Origin of the sequence: Vogesella indigofera (assembly GCF_028548395.1) — a bacterium.
Lineage (GTDB): Bacteria > Pseudomonadota > Gammaproteobacteria > Burkholderiales > Chromobacteriaceae > Vogesella > Vogesella indigofera_A.
The window spans coordinates 917,146-932,758 of record NZ_JAQQLA010000004.1; the positions used below are offsets into that span (position 1 = coordinate 917,146).

General features: G+C 64.3%; 16 protein-coding genes and 1 riboswitch. Of the genes, 7 read left to right on the top strand and 9 right to left on the bottom strand.

The window, feature by feature from the left end; translation table 11 throughout:
- The first annotated feature begins 226 nt into the window (after nt 1-226).
- Nucleotides 227-625 carry a helix-turn-helix domain-containing protein gene (locus tag PQU89_RS10115; protein WP_272765702.1) on the top strand — a complete coding sequence of 133 codons (399 nt, stop codon included), beginning with the start codon at nt 227-229 and terminating at the stop codon, nt 623-625.
- Nucleotides 626-875: 250 nt separating this feature from the next.
- Here the strand turns inward: PQU89_RS10115 and PQU89_RS10120 are convergent, their stop codons facing one another.
- Nucleotides 876-1,217 (bottom strand): FKBP-type peptidyl-prolyl cis-trans isomerase, encoded by a 342-nt coding sequence (locus PQU89_RS10120; protein WP_272765703.1) that lies wholly within the window; start codon nt 1,215-1,217, stop codon nt 876-878.
- Between the two features lie 61 nt (nt 1,218-1,278).
- Nucleotides 1,279-2,514 (bottom strand): formate-dependent phosphoribosylglycinamide formyltransferase, encoded by a 1,236-nt coding sequence (purT, locus tag PQU89_RS10125; RefSeq protein WP_272765704.1) that lies wholly within the window; start codon nt 2,512-2,514, stop codon nt 1,279-1,281.
- Nucleotides 2,515-2,692: 178 nt separating this feature from the next.
- Between purT and PQU89_RS10130 the strand changes: the two genes are divergently transcribed.
- Nucleotides 2,693-3,361: a flagellar basal body L-ring protein FlgH gene (locus tag PQU89_RS10130; RefSeq protein ID WP_272765705.1), complete on the top strand. Its 669-nt coding sequence runs from the start codon at nt 2,693-2,695 to the stop codon at nt 3,359-3,361.
- A 177-nt stretch (nt 3,362-3,538) separates the two neighbouring features.
- On the opposite strand, the gene PQU89_RS10135 is transcribed toward PQU89_RS10130, so the two are convergent.
- A complete protein-coding gene (locus PQU89_RS10135; RefSeq protein WP_272765706.1) occupies nt 3,539-4,078 on the bottom strand; it encodes a hypothetical protein in 540 nt (179 codons plus the stop codon).
- Between the two features lie 170 nt (nt 4,079-4,248).
- Between PQU89_RS10135 and PQU89_RS10140 the strand changes: the two genes are divergently transcribed.
- Complete coding sequence (locus PQU89_RS10140) at nt 4,249-5,022, top strand: response regulator (RefSeq protein ID WP_272765707.1); 774 nt, start codon at nt 4,249-4,251, stop codon at nt 5,020-5,022.
- Between the two features lie 153 nt (nt 5,023-5,175).
- On the opposite strand, the gene PQU89_RS10145 is transcribed toward PQU89_RS10140, so the two are convergent.
- The 3 genes from PQU89_RS10145 to PQU89_RS10155 all read right to left on the bottom strand — a co-directional run bounded on the left by PQU89_RS10145 (nt 5,176) and on the right by PQU89_RS10155 (nt 7,082).
- Nucleotides 5,176-5,889, bottom strand: coding sequence for a uracil-DNA glycosylase (locus PQU89_RS10145; RefSeq protein ID WP_272765708.1), 714 nt, complete (start codon nt 5,887-5,889; stop codon nt 5,176-5,178).
- A gap of 207 nt (nt 5,890-6,096) precedes the next feature.
- A complete protein-coding gene (locus PQU89_RS10150) occupies nt 6,097-6,423 on the bottom strand; it encodes a rhodanese-like domain-containing protein (protein ID WP_272765709.1) in 327 nt (108 codons plus the stop codon).
- Entirely contained in the window at nt 6,423-7,082 is a 660-nt protein-coding gene (locus PQU89_RS10155) for a protein-L-isoaspartate O-methyltransferase family protein (protein ID WP_272765710.1), read from the bottom strand. The genes PQU89_RS10150 and PQU89_RS10155 overlap by 1 nt, the downstream gene beginning before the upstream one ends.
- Nucleotides 7,083-7,210: 128 nt before the next feature.
- Nucleotides 7,211-7,350, top strand: a riboswitch (TPP riboswitch).
- A gap of 145 nt (nt 7,351-7,495) precedes the next feature.
- Between PQU89_RS10155 and thiC the strand changes: the two genes are divergently transcribed.
- The 3 genes from thiC (at nt 7,496) to PQU89_RS10170 (ending at nt 11,615) form a co-directional block, all read left to right on the top strand.
- On the top strand, nt 7,496-9,376 hold the full coding sequence (thiC, locus tag PQU89_RS10160; RefSeq protein WP_272765796.1) for a phosphomethylpyrimidine synthase ThiC: 1,881 nt from the start codon (nt 7,496-7,498) through the stop codon (nt 9,374-9,376).
- Between the two features lie 145 nt (nt 9,377-9,521).
- On the top strand, nt 9,522-10,553 hold the full coding sequence (locus PQU89_RS10165) for a tetratricopeptide repeat protein (RefSeq protein ID WP_272765711.1): 1,032 nt from the start codon (nt 9,522-9,524) through the stop codon (nt 10,551-10,553).
- Nucleotides 10,554-10,604: 51 nt separating this feature from the next.
- Nucleotides 10,605-11,615, top strand: a complete 1,011-nt coding sequence (locus PQU89_RS10170; RefSeq protein ID WP_272765712.1) for a tetratricopeptide repeat protein — start codon at nt 10,605-10,607, stop codon at nt 11,613-11,615.
- 75 nt (nt 11,616-11,690) lie between these two features.
- Here the strand turns inward: PQU89_RS10170 and PQU89_RS10175 are convergent, their stop codons facing one another.
- Both PQU89_RS10175 and PQU89_RS10180 read right to left on the bottom strand, forming a co-directional pair.
- Entirely contained in the window at nt 11,691-11,888 is a 198-nt protein-coding gene (locus tag PQU89_RS10175) for a hypothetical protein (RefSeq protein ID WP_272765713.1), read from the bottom strand.
- A gap of 158 nt (nt 11,889-12,046) precedes the next feature.
- Nucleotides 12,047-12,421, bottom strand: coding sequence for a hypothetical protein (locus PQU89_RS10180; RefSeq protein WP_272756201.1), 375 nt, complete (start codon nt 12,419-12,421; stop codon nt 12,047-12,049).
- A 484-nt stretch (nt 12,422-12,905) separates the two neighbouring features.
- Here PQU89_RS10180 and PQU89_RS10185 point away from each other — a divergent pair, with 484 nt between their 5' ends.
- Nucleotides 12,906-14,813, top strand: a complete 1,908-nt coding sequence (locus PQU89_RS10185; RefSeq protein ID WP_272765714.1) for an SEL1-like repeat protein — start codon at nt 12,906-12,908, stop codon at nt 14,811-14,813.
- Nucleotides 14,814-14,889: 76 nt separating this feature from the next.
- Here PQU89_RS10185 and PQU89_RS10190 read toward each other — a convergent pair whose 3' ends face one another.
- Nucleotides 14,890-15,537, bottom strand: a complete 648-nt coding sequence (locus tag PQU89_RS10190) for an Ivy family c-type lysozyme inhibitor (protein WP_272765715.1) — start codon at nt 15,535-15,537, stop codon at nt 14,890-14,892.
- Between the last annotated feature and the right edge of the window lie 76 nt (nt 15,538-15,613).

Genomic DNA, 15,613 nt, shown 5'->3' on the forward strand with positions numbered 1-15,613 from the left:
TCATGGTGTGATCGTGTTTTTGCAGCAAATCACACACAACGCACAAGCTATTGATAAAACGCCGATTAATCGGTAGAACCGTAGTAGTTATGTATGATTTATATACCAAATGTGGCAAACACCATACACACACCCGGCCATGTCGCCGCTGACTGTATGTTTTATTGTATTAACCGGTGCATCCTGTGTATGATCAACGCTTATTCCTGATCTGCTGGAGAGCGCGATGTCCGTACTGCCCGACTTTGAAAGTGCCGAATTTGCCCCGGCGCTGAAAGCCATCCGCAAGCAATTGCAGCTGTCGCGCACCGCGCTGGCGGCCCAGGTCGGACTGTCCACCGCCGCCATCCAGCGCTACGAGGCGCAGGACGGCAGCAACATCAAGCCCAGCCGCGAAGCCTACGAACGACTGAGCAAGGTATTGGCGGCCCTGCTGGCCGACAACGCCAGCGCCGCCACCAGCCCACCACCGCCGGTGACACCGCCCGTGGCCGTGCCCCCCGCCACGACGGCACAGCCGGCCGCGCCGCTGGCTCCCGGCATCCTGCTGGCCGACGCCACGCTGGAACAGCTGATCGCCCGCGCCAAAGCGATGGGGGCGAAGAAGGTGACCGTCGAGTTCTGAGCGGCCAGTGTGATTCGTGACCTCGGCTGTCACGAAATCACATCGCACCCCACCCGGCGCTTGTTGCCGCCCGGCGGCAGACGGCAAGCACCGCCCCCTAAACCGCCGGTATGATTTGCGACCGAAGATAGTCACGAATCATACTCCGCACACCGCTACCTGCGGCCAACCTTGGCCGCAGGCCGCCACACGGCAAAACACCCCGCGACCGGACACCGGTAGCGGGGTGTTTTTCATGGCGCCACGGCGTTCAGTCGTCGCGGGTCAGCACTTCCAGCAGCTCGATCTCGAAGATCAGGTTGGAGTGCGGTGTGATGTGGGCGCCGATCTGGCGCTCGCCGTAGGCGAGGTGGGCCGGCACCCACAGCTTGCGCTTGCCGCCGACGCGCATGCCCATCAGGCCCAGGTCCCAGCCCTTGATCACGCGGCCGCTGCCGATCACGCACTGGAACGGCTTGCCGCGCTGGTAGGAGGAATCGAAGCAGGTGCCGTCCTCCAGCCAGCCGCGGTACTGGGTGGTAATCAGTGCGCCCTTGACCACCGCCTTGCCGTCGCCGGGTAGCAGATCTTCAATCCGCAATTCTTCATTCATGCTGTCTGTCACTCCTTGTTGATGCTGTGCTACCGCGTGCGGCCAACGTTGGCCGCAACGCCTAGTTGCCGCTGACCGGCTTGACCTTGCCCGCCGCCAGCCGCGCCCGTTCACGCGCGGTGTCCACATCGTCCGCCCGCGCCACCGCCACGCCCATGCGGCGGAGCTCGAAGCTTTCCGGCTTGCCGAACAGGCGCAGGTCGGCGCCCGGCACCGCCAGCGCCTCGGCGACGCCGTCGAAGGCGATGCCGGCTTCGTCCAGGCCACCGTAGATCACCGCCGACGCCGCGGCATCGCGCAGCGTGACGTCCACCGGCAGGCCGAGGATGGCACGCGCGTGCAGCTCGAATTCGCTGTAGATCTGGCTGGCCAGCGTCACCAGCCCGGTGTCGTGCGGCCGCGGGCTGACCTCGGAGAACCACACCTGGTCGCCCTTGACGAACAGTTCGACGCCGAACAGGCCGCGGCCGCCGAGCGCGGCGGTGACCTGTGCCGCCATGTCCTGCGCGCGCTGCAGCGCCAGCGGCGACATCGGCTGCGGCTGCCAGCTTTCGATGTAGTCGCCGCGCTGCTGCAGGTGACCGACCGGGGCGCAGAAGTGGGTGGCGATGCCGCCGGCGCCGTCACTGGCGCGCACGGTGAGCAGGGTGATCTCGTAGTCGAAGTCGATGAAGCCCTCGACGATCACCAGCCCCTTGTCGACGCGGCCGGCGCTGACTGCGTACTGCCAGGCGGTGGCGACATCGGCCGGACCCTTCAGCAGCGACTGGCCCTTGCCACTGGACGACATCACCGGCTTCACCAGGCAGGGGTAGCCGATGCCGGCGGCGATGGCCGCCTGCAGCTCGGCCTGGCTCGCGGCAAAGGCGTACGGCGAGGTCGGCAGCGCCAGCTCCTCGGCGGCCAGGCGGCGGATGCCTTCGCGGTTCATGGTCAGGTTGGCGGCACGCGCGGTGGGGATCACCTCGGCGAGGCCGTCGGCCTCGATGCGCAGCAGCTCCTCGGTGGCGATGGCCTCGATCTCCGGCACGATCAGGTGCGGCCGCTCGGCTTCCACCAGCGCGCGCAGCGCGGCGGGGTCGGCCATATTGATGACGTGGCTGCGGTGCGCCACCTGCATCGCCGGCGCGTCGGGATAGCGGTCGACGGCGATGGTTTCCACGCCGAGGCGCTGCAGGGCGATGACCACTTCCTTGCCCAGTTCGCCGCTGCCCAGCAGCATGACGCGTCGGGCCGACGCGGAAAGAGGGGTTCCGATACGCATGGGGATACTCGCGGGTGGCTGTCGATGCCGCATTTTAGCATGCGCACCGCCGCCGCCCGGCAGCGGGCGGCCGGCGCCGGCACCAGTCGCGGGCAAATGTCGCCATTGTTGGCGATATGTAGCCAACTTGCTGCTGGCGGAAACGAAAGCGCCGTAATGCGACAACCGCGGCATGCTTGAATGGTGGGGTCAAATTTGCCGGATCCGAGCCATGCACCGTGTCATCTCCCTGCTGTTGCCGCTGCTGCTGGCGGCCTGTACCACGCCGTCGGTGGTGCAGCTGCCGACCAGCAGCTACCCGCAGTTGCGACCGCTGCTGGCACAGGACAGCGGCGGCGGCATCTTCAACCCGGCCACCGCGCGGCTGTTCTTCGAGACCCAGATCGCCAAGCACGTCGGCGACAGCATCGTGGTCACCATCGAGGAGGACGTCAGCAGCAGCAGCAGCCGGCAGCTGAACGACAAGGCCAGCGGCGCCACCAGCATCAACGGCCCCGGCGCGCTGCACACCATGCCGGGGCTGATCAAGCAGCTGTTCGAGGTCGATGTCGACTCCGACTACAGCATCAACGACAACGGCCAGAGCAGCGTCAAGAACAGCAACAAGGTCAACGGCAACATCATGGTGTCGGTGCTGGACGTGCTGCCCAACGGCTATCTGGTGGTCGGTGGCGACAAGGCGGTGCTGGTCAACGGCAAGCAGAGCGTGCTGCGCTTCTCCGGCATCGTCAACGGCAACCACATCCAGCCCGGCAACAGCATCTCGTCGAAGTACGTGATCAACGCGCGGCTGGACCAGGTCAACCAGAACATGCCGCTGGACGCCGGCGTGCTGGCGTGGGTGCAGTTGCTGTTCGGCGCCGCGGTCAGCCTGTACTGAGCGCGGGGTCACGATCTCGCGCGCTCACGCGAGACAGGGCGAACACGGCGGATGAAGCGACGTTGCTCCAGATAGGAACACGCATTCCGGCGCCGTTTTCAACGCCGTATCGCTCCATTGGCAGCCATTCGCGACAAATCGTGCACCGGTTCTGCGCACAAGGTTGGCCGCAGGCCGCTAGCGCACGTCGCGCGGGCCGCCGCTGAACAGCAGCTGGTCGAGCAGGAAGATCAGCTTGGCCTCGGTGCTGGCCCACTTGTCGAAGCCGAGGCGGCGCGGCTCATACTCCACCTTGGCCAGCACGTTGCCGTCCTTGCGCAGCGCCAGCGTGGCGTGGCTCATGTAGGCAAAATCCTGTTCCCAGGCACGGCTGGCGGCGTAGCTGAGCACCACGCAGCCGGCGGGCAGGGTGCCCGGTGCGTACACCTGGCTGGCCACGCCGCGACGGCGCAGGCCGTCCTCCACCACGCGCAGGAAGTCCGGTACCGTCACCCGTTCGTTCCATTCGATGCACAGCTGCGGGTAGGGTGCCAGCCGCCGCTCGCTGACCTGGCGTTCCTTTTCCGCCATCGCCTGCATCTCGGTGGCGGTGGAAAAGCCGAAGGTGAACACCTCGCGCACCGGGTTGGGCAGCGCCTGGATGGTGATGCAGCCGCCGAGGCTGGCGCAGGCCAGCAGCAGGCCGAGGCGGACGAAAGGCGGGCAGGAGTGGGGCATGGGGACGGCCGCGCGCGGCGGCATGAGGGAGAGCCAGCCGGTAGTCTACGCGCGGCGATGTAGCGGGCAGTTTGCCGCTTTGTATCCATTCCCGTACACAACGCACACACCGGCGTTGCAGCCGCTGTTTAAGCTGGCGCGATCGAGTTCCGGCGCAGGCCCTGATACCCATGATTTCCAGCAGTCCCGCCCTTACCGTCGCCCCCGGCGCCGCGTCTGTCATGCTGCACGTGCTGGTGGTGGACGACGACGAAGACATCCGCAGCCTGATCTGCCAGTACCTGCACGGCTACGCAATGAGCTGCGTCGGCGTCGGCAACGGCCGCGCCATGCGCGAGGCGATGGCCAGCCGCCAGTTCGACGTCATCGTGCTCGACCTGATGCTGCCCGGCGAAAGCGGGCTGACGCTGTGCAAGGAGATCCGCAGCCAGTCCGCGGTGCCGATCCTGATGATCAGCGCCCACGGCGAGCCGATCGAACGCATCATCAGCCTGGAAGTCGGCGCCGACGACTTCGTCAGCAAGCCGTTCGACATCCGCGAGCTGGTGGCGCGCATCCACTCGGTGCTGCGCCGCACCCAGGCCGGGCGCCAGCCGGCCGCCAGCCACGGCAGCGACAAGCCGCCACGCCAGATCCAGTTCGGCGACTGGCGCCTCAACGTCGGCCTGCGCCAGCTGCAGGACAAGCAGGGCGTGGTGATCCCGCTGTCCAACGCCGAATTCCGCCTGCTGTCGGTACTGCTGCAGCGGCCGCGCACCATCCTCGACCGCGAGCTGCTGCTGGACCTGACCCGCGGCTGTACCGTCGACGCCTTCGACCGCAGCATCGACATCCTGATCTCGCGCCTGCGCCACAAGCTGCAGGACGACCCGCGCAACCCGCACCTGATCCGCACCGTGCGCGGCGAGGGCTACATCCTGGACGCGGCGACCAGCTGCCTGTGAACGCCGGCGCCAAGCGCGCGCGGCAACACGCAAGCGGCGGCGTGACCGGGGTCAGCACGCCGGCTGCGCGGTGAACGCCGTCTCAGCCGCTGGCCATCCGGGCCGCCAAGCGACGCGGCGCCGTTGCGGCCAACGTTGACCGCAGCCTGCGAGCTAGAACAGCCCGCCCTGAGCCACCGCGCCACCCCAGGCGATCTCGCCGCGGCCGCGCTCGGCCAGCCACCGGTTGGCCTGCGAGAAATGGCGGCAGCCGAGAAAGCCGCGGCTGGCCGACAGCGGCGACGGGTGCGCCGCCTTCAGCACGCAGTGGCGGGCGGCATCGATGCGCTCGGCCTTGCCGTGCGCCCAGTTGCCCCACAGCAGAAACACACAGCCGGGATTGGCCGCGTTCACCGCGTCGATCAGCGCGTCGGTCACCGGCTGCCAGCCGAGCTTGCCGTGACTGCCGGCGCGGTCGGCTTCCACCGTCAGCGAGGCATTCAGCAGCAGCACGCCCTGCGCCGCCCAGTGCGTCAGGTTGCCGCTGGCCGGCGGCGGCAGGCCGAGGTCGCTGAGCTGTTCCTTGTAGATGTTGCGCAGGCTGGGCGGGATCTTCACCCCGTCCGGCACCGAGAAACTCAGCCCCATCGCCTCGCCGGCGCCGTGGTACGGGTCCTGGCCGATGATCACCACGCGGATGTCGGCCGGCGCCACGTGGCGCAGCGCGTTGAACACCAGCTCGCGCGGCGGGTAGATCACCGCGCCGGCGGCGGCGCGCTCCGCCAGTTTTGCGTCGATCGCAGCCAGTTGTGCGCTGATGGCCGGCGTTGCCAGCACCTGCTGCCAGGCTGCAGGCAGGGCGGCAAGGGCGGGGGCGAGATAAGTCATGTTGTTAACCATCGGAATCACGAAAAATTCAGGGCTCGCCAGCGGGCAGGCGAGTCATTGCGGCCACCGAACCCGCGGCAGCAATAGCGGCTACCAACACCGCGCCAGACACGCCAAGACCCGCGCGTGACGGCATGCCGGGCCGGCAACGGTGCCAATAAAAAAGCCGCTCCACAGGGAACGGCTTTGCTTGCGGCCCACGTCGGCTCAGTAGCGCGCCATCGCCGGCTCGACCTCGTCCGCCCACGCCGCCACGCCGCCGCGCAGGCTCAGCACCTGCTCGAAGCCGGCGTTCTCCAGAAACAGGCCAACTTGGTAGCTGCGCACGCCGTGGTGGCAGATGGTCACCACCGGGGTGTCATCCGGCAGCTCGTTGTGGCGCAGTGGGATCAGGTTCATCGGAATCTGGCGCGAACCGGCTATGCGGCACAGCGCGAACTCCCAGTCCTCGCGTACGTCGAGCAGCACCGGCTGCGGGCGGGAAGCGTCGGCCAGCCAGTCGGCCAGCTCGCGGGCGTTGATTTCGCGGATCATCAGAAGCTGAAGCGCGACGGTTCGATCGCGTCCAGCTGCTGCAGGCGCGCGATATTGGTGTCGAAGCTGACGCTTTCCTGATACGCGGTTTCGGACACGCGGGTGATGATCTTGGCGACCATTACCGGCGCGTCGCCGACGATTACCGCCATGCGGCCGCCGACAGCCAGCTGCGCCTTCAGCGCTTCCGGCACCACCGGTACCGAACCGCCGACGCAGATCACATCGAACGGCGCCTGCGCCGCCAGGCCGTCAATACCGTTGCCCTGGCTCAGCGTCACGTTCTTGATGCCGGCGGTTTTGAGGTTGGCCGCAGCCTGCTGCAGCTGCTGCGCGTCGATGTCGACGCTGTACACGTGCTGACCGACGGCGGCCAGCAGTGCGGTCAGGTAGCCGCTGCCGGTGCCGATTTCCAGCACCTTGTCGCTGGCTTTCACCTGCAGGTCCTGTACCAGGCGGGCTTCGACTTTCGGCTCCAGCATGGTGCAGCCGTTGTCCAGCGGCAGCTGGGTGTCGACAAAGGCCAGCGCACGCTTGTCGGTACCGACAAAATCTTCGCGTTTCACGTGGAACAGCAGATCGAGAATGGAGGTGTCGAGCACGTCCCACGGACGGATCTGTTGCTCAACCATATTGAAGCGGGCTTGTTCGAAATTCATCGGAAACTCCGGCTTGGATTCAAGACAATATCAAGGACGACTCTGAAAACCGGGCTGCGACAACCGAGCTTTCGCAATCGTCCGCACGATTGCTAACTTGCGATTATCCCACATTTACCTTACCTTCACAGCATCGCTAGGGGTCCTGCTCCGGCTTGTGTACCATCCGCGCCAAGGCGCCGGCGGGGACAGCAGCCGCAGTGGGTGAGAGTCACCCTTCGAACCTGACCCGGATAATACCGGCGTAGGGAAGCGTAATCTGCCAGACACCGCCCGCTGCCATCCGTTCCGCAGCACGGCGGCCTGCCTGCAGCCGGATCTTCCGGGCCGCTCCTTGCGCCGTTTCATCGCCTTGGAGAACCTGCCCGATGAACGCGCCTGCCACACCCGATAGCCACAAGCCCAACCAACAGATGGTGGTCGATGCCGCCGCCATCGCGCCGCTGCCGAATTCCCGCAAGATCTACGTCGAGGGCAGCCGCCCCGACATCCGCGTGCCGATGCGCGAGATCAGCCAGGCCGACACCCCGACCCAGTTCGGCGGCGAGCAGAACCCGCCGATCTACGTCTACGACTGCAGCGGCCCTTACAGCGACCCGCAAGCCCAGATCAATATCCAGAACGGCCTCGCCCCGCTGCGCGCGGCGTGGATCGCCGAGCGCGACGACACCGAGTTGCTGGCCGGCCTGTCCAGCGACTACGGCCGCCAGCGCGAAGCCGACCCCAAGCTCGCCGACCTGCGCTTCAACCTGCAGCGCAAACCGCGCCGCGCCAAGGTTGGCCGCAACGTCAGCCAGATGCACTACGCGCGGCAGGGCATCATCACCCCGGAGATGGAATACGTCGCCATCCGCGAAAACCTCAACCGCCAGGCGTATGTCGAGAGCCTGAAAACGGCCGGCGGCAAGAACGACCGCCTGCTGGAGCTGATGACCCGCCAGCACCCCGGCCACAGCTTCGGCGCCAACCTGCCGGACACCATCACCGCGGAATTCGTGCGCCAGGAAATCGCCGCCGGCCGCGCCATCATCCCCAACAACATCAACCATCCGGAATCCGAGCCGATGATCATCGGCCGCAACTTCCTGGTGAAGATCAACGGCAACATCGGCAACAGCGCAGTAACGTCGTCGATCAGCGAAGAAGTGGACAAGATGACCTGGGGCATCCGCTGGGGCGCCGACACCATCATGGACCTGTCCACCGGCAAGAACATTCACGAAACCCGCGAATGGATCCTGCGTAACAGCCCGGTACCGATCGGCACCGTGCCGATCTACCAGGCGCTGGAAAAGGTCAACGGCAAGGCCGAAGACCTAACCTGGGAAATCTTCAAGGACACCCTGATCGAGCAGGCGGAGCAGGGCGTCGATTACTTCACCATCCACGCCGGTGTGCGCTTGCAGTACGTACCGCTGACCGCCGGACGCATGACCGGCATCGTGTCGCGTGGCGGCTCGATCATGGCCAAGTGGTGCCTGGCGCATCACCAGGAAAACTTCCTGTACACCCACTTCGAGGACATCTGCGAGATCATGAAGGCCTACGACGTGGCCTTCTCGCTGGGCGACGGCCTGCGCCCGGGCAGCGCCTGGGACGCCAACGACGCCGCGCAGCTGGGCGAGCTGAAGACGCTGGGCGAGCTGACCCAGATCGCGTGGAAACATGATGTGCAGGTGATGATCGAAGGCCCCGGCCACGTACCGATGCAGCTGATCAAGGAGAACATGGACAAGGAGCTGGAGTGGTGCCACGAGGCGCCTTTCTACACCCTGGGGCCGCTGACCACCGACATCGCACCGGGCTACGACCACATTACCAGTGCGATTGGTGCAGCGCAGATTGGCTGGTACGGCACCGCCATGCTGTGCTACGTGACGCAGAAGGAACACCTGGGCCTGCCGAACAAGAATGACGTGAAGGAAGGCATCATCACCTACAAGCTGGCCGCGCACGCCGCCGATCTGGCCAAGGGCCATCCGGGCGCGCAGATTCGCGACAACGCGCTGTCCAAGGCGCGCTTCGAGTTCCGCTGGGAAGACCAGTTCAACCTCGGCCTCGATCCGGACAAGGCCCGCGAATTCCACGACGAGACGCTGCCGAAAGACAGCGCCAAGGTGGCGCACTTCTGCTCGATGTGCGGTCCGCACTTCTGTTCGATGAAGATCACGCAAGATGTGCGCGAATTCGCCGCCAAACAGGGCATCAGCGAACAGGACGCGCTGCAGAAGGGTATGGAAGTGAAATCGATCGAGTTCGTGAAAGGCGGCGGCAAGCTGTACGACAAGGTGTAAGCCGGTTTTGCTCCAGCTGAAACGATAAAGGTTGGCCGCAGCGATGCGGCCAACCTTTTGTGGCGGGTACGTCTTCATTACAAAGCCATATTCCCCGCCGGCATATTTTGCGGCACCATGCTGGCTCCAACCGAAGGGGCATCGCATGAAAAGCGTTTTATTCAGTCTGCTGTTATGTATGCCATTGGCACTGCCCGCACAGGCCGCAGACATCAAACAATTGCTGCAGGACGGCTACTACCAACTGGCACTACAACAGGCCAGCCAAGCATTGCAGCAACTCCCCGCAGATGACTCCACTGGCCAATTACGTGCGCAAATCGATCTGGCCAACGCCACCCGGGAACACCGCCAACCCGCTCAGGCGGAACAAATGTTCAAGGCCTTGCTGCAGGACAACCGCCAGATTTCCCCCGGCAGCCTGCTCGAGGCAGAAGTACAAGATGGACTGGCTGCCGTTTATATGGACCTGCAGCAGGCAAAGCCGGCGAGCAAACTCTACCGGCGCATACTGGCTACGCGTCAGCAGCAACTGGGGGAGCAGCATCTGGACGTTGCCCAGACACTGAATGACCTGGGAGTTGCCCTGGGCATGCAAGACCAGATGTCTGAAAGCGAGAAGCTGCTGAAGCAAGCACTGCAAATACGCGAACAACTGGCAGGGCATGACAGTTACCCTGTGGCAGAAAGCCTGTACAACCTGAGCTTCAATCACATGGTTCCCGGTCAGTACCAACAGGCCGAACCCATGATGATCGAAGCCATCCGTATCAAGCAGCATGTCTTGCGCCCGGACCACCCCAGCCTGACTCGCAGCATGCGCATGCTGGGCTGGTTGTACCGCAAGGAAAAGCGTTTCGACGAAGCCATGGCGCAGTTGCAAGCCACTCTGGCCATGACCCAACGGAATGGCGAAGACTCTCTTGACCAGACGGGCAGAACCTTACGCGCCATCGCTGACTGCCTTCAAGACCAGGGCAAGGCCATGGAAGCGGAACAGTACTACAGACAGGCCTTGGTAGTGCTACAGCAGGCACTGGGAGCAAAACATTATGCCGTCGGACAGGCCATGAACAACCTGGGATGGCTGCTGAAAAAGAACCGCGATAGCGGCGAAGGTCAGCAACTGATCACCGAGGGCCAGCGCATCATGGAAGCTGCGGAAAACCAAAACTGACAACATGCCGGATAATTTCTGACTGCAAGCACATAACCCTGGGCTGCCCATATGCACATTTTCCGTCCCGTCATCCCCCTGCTTTTCGCCATTGCCTGCCATGCCGACAGTGTTGACGACCTGCTGCGGCAGGGCAATTACCAGCAAGCCACCCAACAGGCAGAAGCGGCGCTTGCCAGCGCCACCGACCAGCCCGCCCGCTGGCAGGCACAGCGAGACCTTGCCCGCAGCTGGCTACATAAGGATCGCTATCAGGAAGCAGGCGCCTTGCTGCAATCCCTGCTGTACGGCCCACAAGCCGTACCAGCCGACTCTCTACTGTATGCCGACCTGCTAGATGCATGGTTCGAAATTCTGCGGGACAGCAGCCGCTACAAAGAGGCAGACCCTGTAGGCACACAGGCCCTTGCCCTGCGCATACAGCTGCTGGGACCGCAGCATCTGCTTGTCGCAGAGTCATTGAACAATCTGGCCTTGTTACGCCAGTACACCGCTAATTACCGCGAAGCCATTCGGTTACATGAGCAGGCGCTTACCATGCGCAAGAGTCTTGCGGGAGAAAGCAGCCCCGAGGTAGCCGAAAGCTTGCATAACCTCGGCACGCTTTATGATCGCAAGAAAGACTGGTCTACTGCCGAGCAGTATTTGCAACAGACCCTGACACTCAAGCAACAAATCATGCCAGCTACCCATCCATCGATACGGGTGACCAAAGCACGTCTTGCTGCCAACTATATCAACAGCAAACACTACAACCGTGCGATTCCACTATTTGAGGAGGTGCTGGCAGCTGAACAGGGAAGTACGAACAGCAGCCCTTTGCACCAGGCTATCGTGTTGCGCGAGTTGGCCGATGCTCATCAGTATCTGCGTCATGTGGAAATATCCGAGCGCTATTATCTACAAGCGCTGGACCTCTTCGCCGCCAATGTCGGGAAGCAGCATTACGCATACGCCGTTGCATTGAACGGGCTGGGCTGGCTGTACAAAATGAACGGCAAGCCGGAGCAGGGAAAAAACATGATTGTCGAATCCGAGCGGCTATTCGATGCCATCAAGTAGTTTGCAGCGGTGGGGGATCTACAGCGGCACCACGACTGACCAGGGCTTTTAGCTGTTGAGCTCTCATATTTAGCCTCATCTACAGATGTACATGACAAGGAAAGTGAAAAAATGCTGTAGATCATCGCCTTGATTGTCAGGTTCAGTGTCACTCGACAGCTGAATCAAGCGCTGCTGCTCCCGCGTAAACGGCGCACCGACCGGCACATCGGCATGCGCAAGGTTGGCCGCAACGAGGGCAGTGGCGAGCAGGGCGGGGCGCAGTGGCAGCATGAATGAATTCCAGGGGACGATGCTTCATTCACCGGCAATACGCAGGCCGAGTCGGTAAGGAGTTTCACGTGGAACGGCGTCAAGCCGGCAGCGCCTTGCGGCCAAGCTTGGCGCCGGACAGCAAAACGGCAGCCCTTGCTTGTGGCGATGGCGCAAAATCAGGCTTTGCGCCGGTAGCTGACGCCGGGGAACACGCGGATGATGTCGTCGCCGCTTTGCGCCTTGCTGTCGGCTTCCAGCAGCTGCCAGTAGTGATCGCCGTCGAACAGGTCGCGATAGACCGGGATGCCGTCCTGGTAGAACATCAGGTGGTGGCCGATGAAATCGTCGAGCGAGCGCGGGGAGCTGTCGTCCTGCATCACGAACATCACCGCGGTGCTGGGGGAGAGCTCGCGGATCTGCTCGCGGTCGGCCTGCCACAGCCCGACAAAGATCAGCAGCACGGAGAACATCAATAGCGTCCAGGCGGCGGCCAGCGTGGACAGCACCGCCAGGATCGTCGCTCCGGTAAAGTAGAACCGACTGTCAAACATGATGCCCCCCTGTGCTGTCACCCAGCCATCCGGCAGCGGCGCAACCGGCGCCGAGATTTCATCATAGGTGAGGCTGGCGCGCTTTTCCGCAGCAAATCGGCGGCGCCGTTTATGTCAAAGCAATGAAAGTTGGCCGCAGTGTCGCCATTGCCTGATCATGGACAAGGTTGCGCCCGGACGGCATCCTTATCATCGCGCAGCCGTGGCCGCGCGCGGCGGCACCACATTGCTGCGCCGGCGCACCGCTAGCGGGTGACTCATGCCACGATCAAGCGCAAAGTCATGACGAAACCGTGCCGGACACCACGGCTGCAACACTTTGCTATCAAATACCCGCGGCGCGGCATGGACAATCCTTTAACAGCTTATGATTAGCCGTTAAACTAGCCGTTAATCATGCAGAATAAAATGTTACCCCGCGCGGATCAGGTTTCATTACCCGCACACGATCGGCACGGCCTCTCTACAAAATGAAGAAACGCACATGAACAGACATTTTGCTACTTCCGTCCTTCTGACCAGCATGCTGCTGGCTGCGCCCGCGATGGCAGGTCTGAAAGAAGGCCGTCTTGCCTATGGCAAAGGGGATTTTGCCACCGCCTTGCAAGAGCTGACCCCGGTCGGCGAGCAGGGCAATCCGCGCGTTCAGCTGCTGCTGGCCGAGATGTACCGCAAGGGCCAGGGCGTGGTTCCGGATCTGGCCGAGGCTGCCCGCTGGTATGACAAGGCCGCGGTGCAGGGGAATGTCGACGCCCAGTACAAGCTGGGTGGCCTGTATGAAAACGGCCTCGGAGTGCGTCAGGACTACGCCACCGCCGTTAGCTGGTACCAAAAAGCCGCGGCCCAAGGCAGTATCGCCGCGCAGACCAGCCTCGGCCTGATGTACCAGTACGGCCGCGGCGTGCCGCAGGATCTGGCGCAGGCATCCAGCCTGTTCCAGCAGGCGGCACGGCAGGGCAACGCGCTGGCGCGCACCCAGCTGGCGCAGATCTCGCAGAACGGCGTCGGCGTGGCACAAAACAGCAATCAGGCGGCGGTGCTGTACCGCCGCGCCGCCGAACAGGGCAGCGCCGAGGCGCAGTACCACTACGCCAACCTGCTGCTCACCGGCAAAGGCGTACCGCGCAACCTGATCGATGCCGCGCAGTGGCAGCACAAGGCCGCGCAGCAGGGCTACGCCCCGGCGCAGCACGCACTGGGTCTGATGTACCAGAACGGCCAGGGCATGCCGCAGGATCTGGCCGCCGCCGCAACCTGGTTCGGCCGTGCCGCCGAGCAGGGCATCGCCGACGCCCAATACGCACTAGCGGTGCTGCACCAGAACGGTCGCGGTACACCACGCAATCTTGCGCTGGCGGCCAACTGGTATCGCAAGGCCGCCGAGCAGGGCCACACCAATGCGCAGACGGCACTGGCCAGCCTGTATCAGAGCGGTCGCGGCGTGCCGAAAGACCCGGCGCAGGCGCTGCAGTGGTACCAGAAGGGTGCCGAGCTGCAAGCCGCCAGCTGGTATCGCAAGGCCGCCGAGCAGGGCGATGCCGAGGCGCAGTACGGCCTGGGCGAGCTGTACGAGAAGGGCAACGGCGTGAACCCGGATCTGGCGGAAGCCGCCAGCTGGTACCAGAAAGCCGCGGCGCAGGATCACCTGCAGGCGCAGAACGCGCTCGGCCAGCTGTATGAGCAGGGCGTGGAAGTCACGCAGAGCCTCAGCGACGCCACCCAGTGGTATCAAAAGGCCGCCGAGCAGGGCGACATGAACGCGCAGGCCAACCTCGGCCAGCTGTACGCACAGGGCAAGGGCGTGCCGCAGGACGCCAGCCAGGCCGCGCTGTGGTTGCGCAAGGCGGCAGAGCAGGGCCATGCCGGCGCCCAGGCCAGCCTCGGCAACCTGTTCCGTCAGGGCCAGGGCGTGGAGCAGGACTATTTCGACGCCGCGCAGTGGTACACCAAGGCCGCCAAGCAGGGCAACGCCGAAGCGCAATTCCAGCTCGGCAGCCTGTACGAAAATGGCCAGGGCGTGTCGCGCGACCTGAAACTGGCGCTGAGCTGGTATCGCAAGGCCGCCGCCAAGTACCAGGTCGACGCGCTGAACAGCCTCGGCCATGCCTACACCGCCTACAGCTACCAGGGCATCCCGCACAACGAGGTGCTGGCCTACGCGCTGCACAACCTGGCACGGGCGCAGGGCAATGCGCTGGCCGCCAGCAAGCTGAACCAGCTGCAGCACGAGATGAAGCCGGAGCAGATCGCCAGCGCGCAGGAGCTGTCGCGACGCATGAACGTCGCCGGCCGCCTGTTGCCGGAACTGGATCGCCAGCTGAAGAGCAGCCCCCGCCGCAAGGCCGCCAGCAAGACCTTCTACGCCAAGAAGTCCTTGAAGCGCAAACGCTGAACCACGCGCCGACAGCACAACGCCACGACCCCGGTCGTGGCGTTTTTCATTGCGGCCAACCTTGCGCCGGCGCCGCTTACTGCCGCTGCAGATTGCCGATGAAGGTGCGCACCTCGGCCGGCGGCTGCAACGGTGTGCCCTCGCTGGCGTAGACCTTGAGCAGGCCGTTCTCGATCAGCCCCGCCTCCAGCCTGCGCTGCGACACGTCGATCAGCAGGTAGGCGGCGCCATCCTGCGCCGCGTGGCGCTTGTTGCCGGTGACGAACAGCAGCCGGTCCTGCTGCAGCGGACTCTGGGTGTCCATGAAGCGCTTGAACTTGGCCAGGTCCTTGCCCAGCAGCGCCGCCAGCGGTGCTGCCAGCGGCGGCTTGTCGAACAGGCCGCTGTCGCGCGGATACTGGCCGACCTGCTTTTCCAGCACCGTCCAGTCGCCCTTGCCCTGCCACGCGCTCACCACCTCGCGTACCGCGCCGGCCTGCTGCTTCAGTTCGTCCACCTGCTGCTGCACCTTGGGCTGCAGCTCCCCGGCCAGCGTGCCGGCCTTGTCCAACGCCGTGGCCGCCTGCTGCTTGATCTCGGCCAGCGGCGCGCTGGCCTGCTGCAGTTTGGCACCGGCCACGCCGATGGCGGCGGACGCGTCTTGTTGCAGCTTGCCGACCTGTTCGTCACTACAGGCCAGCAACAGGGGCAGGCCGAGCGCGGCCAGCAGCAGGGGACGCCACATGATGTTCTCCACAAGACAAATAAGTGCTTGGAAGCCGCGCCGCGGCGGCGAGTTCCCGTCACCGGTGGTCAAGGTT